The 6214-nt window shown below is 70.3% G+C and carries 5 protein-coding genes; 1 reads left to right on the top strand and 4 read right to left on the bottom strand.

Features of this window, described 5'->3' with window-relative positions; genetic code table 11:
* Positions 1–132 precede the first annotated feature (132 nt).
* From ilvC to WMJ97_RS13965, 3 genes are read right to left on the bottom strand one after another with little or no spacing between them, the layout of a single operon-like run.
* The gene (gene ilvC, locus WMJ97_RS13975) at positions 133–1161 is read right to left on the bottom strand and encodes a ketol-acid reductoisomerase (RefSeq protein WP_347349617.1); all 1029 of its coding nucleotides are present in this window, start codon (positions 1159–1161) and stop codon (positions 133–135) included.
* Between the two features lie 35 nt (positions 1162–1196).
* Positions 1197–1730 (bottom strand): acetolactate synthase small subunit, encoded by a 534-nt coding sequence (gene ilvN / locus WMJ97_RS13970; protein ID WP_347349616.1) that lies wholly within the window; start codon positions 1728–1730, stop codon positions 1197–1199.
* Positions 1727–3514, bottom strand: coding sequence for an acetolactate synthase large subunit (locus WMJ97_RS13965; protein WP_347349618.1), 1788 nt, complete (start codon positions 3512–3514; stop codon positions 1727–1729). The genes ilvN and WMJ97_RS13965 overlap by 4 nt, the downstream gene beginning before the upstream one ends.
* Before the next feature lie 292 nt (positions 3515–3806).
* On the opposite strand from WMJ97_RS13965, the gene WMJ97_RS13960 reads away from it, so the two are divergent.
* Complete coding sequence (locus WMJ97_RS13960; protein WP_347349615.1) at positions 3807–5492, top strand: SpoIID/LytB domain-containing protein; 1686 nt, start codon at positions 3807–3809, stop codon at positions 5490–5492.
* An 85-nt stretch (positions 5493–5577) separates the two neighbouring features.
* Here the strand turns inward: WMJ97_RS13960 and WMJ97_RS13955 are convergent, their stop codons facing one another.
* Positions 5578–5976 (bottom strand): HIT family protein, encoded by a 399-nt coding sequence (locus WMJ97_RS13955; RefSeq protein ID WP_347349614.1) that lies wholly within the window; start codon positions 5974–5976, stop codon positions 5578–5580.
* Between the last annotated feature and the right edge of the window lie 238 nt (positions 5977–6214).

The following is a 6214-nucleotide window of genomic DNA, read 5'->3' as shown; positions in this document are numbered from 1 at the left end:
CCGGGCCACGGGCAGCACAGCACACCCGACATGGCGAAGGGGACGCCCGCCTTGTGGGCGGGGCGTCCCCTTCTTCTCACGTCCGGCGCCGGTGGGCGTCCGGACGAGCCTGTGAGCCGCCTAGCGAGACACCTAGCGGCCGGCGTGGCCCTCGACGTAGTCGGAGTCGGCGGGCTTGACCCACGACATGAGCTTGCGCAGCTCCTTGCCGGTCGCCTCGATCGGGTGGCCCTCGCCCTCGGAGCGGAGCTTCTTGAACTCGGGCGCGCCGGCGTCCTGGTCGTCGATGAAGCGCTTCGCGAACGCGCCCGACTGGATGTCGGCGAGCACGGCCTTCATGTTCTCCTTGACGTGCGGGTCGATGACGCGCGGGCCGGAGACGTAGTCGCCGTACTCGGCGGTGTCGGAGATGCTCCAGCGCTGCTTGGCGATGCCACCCTCGTACATGAGGTCGACGATGAGCTTCATCTCGTGGAGGCACTCGAAGTACGCGACCTCGGGCTGGTAGCCCGCCTCGGTCAGCACCTCGAAGCCGGTCTGGACCAGCTTGCTCATGCCGCCGCACAGCACGGACTGCTCGCCGAACAGGTCGGTCTCGGTCTCCTCGGTGAAGGTCGTCTTGATGCCGCCGGCGCGCAGACCGCCCAGGGCCTTCGCGTAGGCGAGCGTCAGCGGCCAGGCCTTACCGGAGGCGTCCACCTCGACGGCGACGATCACGGGGACGCCGCGGCCGTCCACGTACTCGCGACGGACCAAGTGGCCCGGCCCCTTCGGGGCGACCATGCACACGTCGACGCCCTCGGGCGCCTTGATGTAGCCGAACCGGATGTTGAACCCGTGCGCGAAGAAGAGCGCGTCGCCCGGCTGCAGGTAGGGGGCGATCTCCTCGGCGTACAGGGTGCGCTGCACCTGGTCGGGAGCCAGGATCATGATGAGGTCGGCCTCCTCGGTCGCCTGGGCGACCGACACGACGCGCAGCCCCTCGGCCTCCGCCTTCGCGACCGAGCTCGAGCCCTCGCGCAGGCCGACGCGGACGTCCACGCCCGAATCGCGCAGGTTGAGCGCGTGCGCGTGGCCCTGGGAGCCGTAGCCGATGATGGCGACCGAACGGTCCTGGATCACCGAGAGGTCGGCGTCGGAGTCGTAGAACATCTCTGCCATTGCTTTACCTTCTTCTCCTGTTGTTTCCTCGAGGGCTAGCGGGCCACGGCCCGCAAGCGGTCGTTCTTGGGCCGCTCGGTGAGCGACTTGCTGCCACGGGCGAGCGCGACCAGGCCCGACTGCACCAGTTCGCGGACGCCGTAGGGCTTCAGCATCTCCAGCAGCGCCGCGAGCTTGTCGGGGCTGCCGGTCGCCTCCACCACGAGCGATTCGTTGTGAACATCGACCGTCTTACCGCGGAACAGCTGGACGATCTCGATGATCTGGCTGCGCGTCGCCGGATCGGCCTTCAGCTTGATCAGCATCAGCTCGCGGCGCACCGCCGAGTCTTCCAGCTCGACGATCTTCAGCACCTCGACGAGCTTGTTGAGCTGCTTGGTGATCTGCTCGAGCACGAGCTGATCGCTCACCCCGACCTGCAGGGTGATGCGCGACAGTTCCGGACGCTCGGTCGGGCCCACCGCGAGGGACTCGATGTTGTAGCCCCGCCGGGCGAACAGCCCCGAGATGCGCGCCAGGACGCCGGGCTTGTTCTCGACGAGGACGCTCAGGGTATAGGTCTTGCTCACAGGATCTCATCCTCCCAGTCCGGCGCCATGTCCTTGGCGATCTTGATGTCGTCGTTGCTCGTGCCTGCGGCCACCATGGGCCACACCATCGCGTCCTTGTGGCAGACGAACTCGACCACGACCGGACGATCGTTGATCGCCATCGCCTGAGCCAGGGCGTCCTCCACCTCCTCGGGCGTCTCGGCGCGCAGACCCACCGCACCCATCGCCTCGGCGAGCTTCGGGAAGTCGGGCACGCGGAGCGACTCGAGGTTCGTGTTGCTGTACCGCTCGCCGTAGAAGAGCGTCTGCCACTGCCGCACCATGCCAAGGCTCTGGTTGTTGATGACGGCGATCTTGATCGGGATGTCGTTGAGCGCGCACGTGACGAGCTCCTGGTTCGTCATCTGGAAGCAGCCGTCGCCGTCGATGCCCCACACGACCTCCTCGGGCCGGCCGACCTTGCCGCCCATGGCGGCCGGCACGCAGTAGCCCATCGTGCCCGCGCCGCCGGAGTTCAGCCAGCGCCCCGGCTTCTCGAACGGCAGCAGGTGCGCCGCCCACATCTGGTGCTGCCCGACGCCCGAGGCGTAGAAGCAGTCCCCCGCCACCTCGCCGAGCCGCTTGATGACCCACTCGGGGCTGAGCAGGCCGTCCTTCGTCGGCTCGTACTCGATGCGGTCGTACTTGTCCCGCAGGGACAACAGGTACGTCGTCCAGGGGCCGAAGTCGGGCAGGTCCGCGCCGCGCATGATCTCGATGAGCTCGGTGAGCACCTCCTTGACGTCGCCCACGATCGGGACGTCCACCGCCCGGTTCTTGCCGATCTCGGCCGGGTCGACGTCGGCGTGGATCACCTTCGCGTTCGGCGCGAACGTGGCCAGCTTGCCGGTCACGCGGTCGTCGAAGCGGGCGCCCAGCGTGATCAGCAGGTCGGAGCGCTGCAGCGCGCCCACCGCCGCCACCCGGCCGTGCATGCCCGGCATGCCCATGTGCAGCGGGTCGCTGTCGGGGAAAGCGCCCCGCGCCATCAGGGTCGTGACCACCGGGATCTCGGCGATGTGCGCGAGTTCGGTGAGCTGCTCGGACGCCTGCGCCTTGACGACGCCGCCGCCCACGTAGAGCACCGGGCGCCGCGACTCGCTGATCAGCCGGGCCGCCTCGCGGATCTGCTTGATGTGCGGGTGCAGCACGGGACGGTAGCCGGGCAGGTCCAGGTCGCCCGGCCACTCGAACGGGGCCTCGTTCGCCAGGGCGTCCTTGGCGATGTCGACGAGGACCGGCCCCGGACGCCCGGTGCGCGCGATGTGGAAGGCCTGCTTGATCGCGGTCGGGATGTCTTCGGCGCGCGTCACCAGGAAGCTGTGCTTGGTGACCGGGAACGTGATGCCGCGGATGTCGGCCTCCTGGAAGGCGTCCGTCCCGATGGACGCCGAGGCGACCTGCCCGGTGATCGCGACGATCGGCACGGAATCCATGTAGGCGTCCGCGATGCCGGTGACGAGGTTCGTGGCGCCCGGCCCGGAGGTCGCCATGCAGACGCCGACGCGTCCGGTCGTCATGGCGTAGCCCTCGGCGGCGTGCGCCGCGCCCTGCTCGTGCCGGACGAGGATGTGCCGCACCAGTTTGCTCTGGCCGAGGGGGTCGTACGCGGGGAGGATGGCGCCGCCGGGGATGCCGAAGACGACCTCGACACCGACGCGCTCCAGCGACTCGACGAGGGCTTGGGCTCCGGTCAGTGTTTTCGGCGATTGCTCGGCCATCTCTACTCCCTTCCTTTCTTCGTGGGGTCTGGGGGTGCGCAGGCGTTCTTGCAAAGAAAAACCCCCGCTGCCACTAGGCAGGCGAGGGAGCGTGTCGTCGGCTACGACAACACGCTACGAAACTACGAGAGCGCTCGAATGCACGGCCCCGACTATAGCCGGGTCCCCCGGGGGCGCGTGGGATCACGGACACAATGCCCGCGATGCGGGACGCCGCCCGCTCTTGCACTCCGACCGGATGTGACCGAGGATGTGCGCGACACCCGTCTCTAAGATTGGACGCCGCATGCCCCTCGCGACTCACCGCCCCGCTCTCCCCTGGCTGGTTCGGCCGTTGTCCGCGCTCGCAGTGGGGACCCTCGCGCTCGGCATGGGCGCGCCCGCGGCGTCCGCCGACCCGGCGCAGCCGGTCTTCGCCGACACGATCACGGTCGCCGGGACCGGCTACGGCCACGGCATCGGGATGTCGCAGTACGGCGCCGAGGGCGCCGCGCGGGCCGGGCTGGCGTGGACGTCGATCCTCGCCTTCTACTACCCCGGCACGACGAGGGCCGTGCTGCCTGCCGGCAACGTGATGCGCGTGTGGATCTCGGCGGACGGCGACGCGGAGACGAGTGTCGTCCCGCAGGCGGGGCTGCGGCTCGTCAGCGACGCGGGCGGGACGCAGGCGCTGCCGACGGGGGCGTCCTACACGCGGTGGCGGATGCGGGTGGTGGGCGGCGTCCGGGTGCTGGAGTCCCGGTCGGCGAACGGGACGTGGGCGTCCCGGGCGGTGACCCTGCCCAAGACGGCGGCCTGGCACTTCGAGAACCCCACCGCCGGCTACGTGCAATTGATGCTGCCGGGGGGCGGCGTCCGGGATCTGCGGGGGAAGGTCACCCTGCGCTACGACTCGCGCCCGCGCACCGTGAACACGCTGCCCATGGAGGACTACCTGAAGTCGGTCGTGCCGGCCGAGATGCCGTCGTCGTGGCGTCCGAACGCGTTGGCCGCGCAGTCCGTCGCCGCGCGGACGTTCGCCGCGCGGGCGCGCGCGCTCGCCGGGGCGTCCGCCGTGTACGACACGTGCGAGACGACGAACTGCCAGGTGTACGCGGGCGCGGCGACGCGGTCGTCCGCGAACGGGCCGCGGACGCTGCGCGAGGCCGCGGCGTCCAACACGGCGGTGGCGACGACGAAGAACCAGGTGTTGCGCTACGGCGGCGGGTTCGCGCTGACGATGTTCTCGTCGTCGAACGGCGGCTACGTGGCGCCCGGCGGGGCGCCCTACCTGGTGGCCAAGGCCGACCCCTACGACGGACGCGTCACGAACCAGGCCTGGACGGTGCCGCTCGCGCGCACGACCATCGAACGCGCGTACCCGACGATCGGGACGCTGCGGTCGGCCCAGATCGTCAGCCGGGACGGCCGGGGACGCTGGGGCGGCCGGGCGGGGACGGTGCGGCTGGTGGGGTCGCTGCGGACGGTGGACGTCGCCGGGGCCGATTTCCGGTTCAAGTTCGGGCTGCGCTCGCACCTGCTCAACGTGACCGGCGGGCTCAAACCCGGCAGCCCGACCTACCAGCGGTGGGTCGGCTCGGGGACGATCAAGGGCTGGACCGGCGCGCCCACCACGACCGAGCGGGCCTCGCGCGGGTTCGCCGAGGTGCGTTTCGAGAACGCGTCGATGGGCTGGAGCGCGGCGGGCGGGGCGCACTACGTGAACGGTCCGGTGCGTCCGGTGTGGGACTCCCTCGGGGGGATCATGTCGCCGCTCGGCGCGCCCACGACGGACCTCGTCGCGGGGCCGGTGGCCGGGTCGAGCAAGACGCTGTTCACGTCGGGCGGCATCTACTACAGCGCTTCCACCGGAGCGCGCGCGGTCTACGGCCCCGCGCATGCGGCGTACGTGCCCGCGGCGGCCCGACTGGGGCTGCCGGTGGCAAGCACGTCCGCGAACTCGGTCGGAAGCGTGACGCGGTTCCAGCGCGGCTCCATCACCTGCACCGTGAGCGGTGCGTGCAGCGTCCGGGTGGGGTGACGGCCGGAGGCGCGGGTGATGGATGGAGGCGCGGGAGCGTCGGACGGCGCGGGAGCGTCGGGAGGGGCGTCCTGGATCTGACCGCTCAGGCGGTGAGGCGGGCGTGCACCTCGTCGAGCGACGCCCCGGGGACCTTGCGCAGCAGCGAACCCATGCCCGGGTCGTCGGAGTAGCGCGGCACCAGGTGCACGTGCAGGTGGAACACGGACTGGCCGGCGTCCTCGCCGACGTTGGAGAGGATGTTCATTCCGGACGCCCCGAGCCGGTCGCGCAGGAGGCGTCCGGTGGCGGAGACGGCGGGCGCGATCGACGCGAGGACGTCGGGGGCTGCGAGGGCGTCCGAGACGTGCTCGCGCGGGACGACGAGCGTGTGGCCCTGCTTGAAGGGGTCCACATCGAGGAACGCGAACGCATGGTCGTCGGAATAGACCTGCTTGCTCGGGATCTCGCCGGCGATGATCTTGCAGAAGATGCAGTCCGTCATGGGGGCAGTCTTTCACTCCCGCCCCGTGGGCGTTTCTACCTGACGTTCTCCACGCTCTGATGTGGAGAACGTCACACGGGTGCGGGGTGCGGGGTGCGGGACGCCTGACGCTGGACGCCTCACGAACCCCGTGGTGGAGCACGCGACGTGAGGCGTGGGTCGCGCGACTCTTGTCGGTGTGGCGGACCGCACGAGACTCAGGTCATTCGAAACGCTGCAGGCGTCCGCGATCACGGCC

This window comes from Nigerium sp., assembly GCF_039811905.1.
GTDB lineage: Bacteria > Actinomycetota > Actinomycetes > Propionibacteriales > Propionibacteriaceae > Propioniciclava.
Note: the sequence above shows the minus strand (reverse complement) of the source record. Positions and strands in the feature narration are given on the sequence as shown.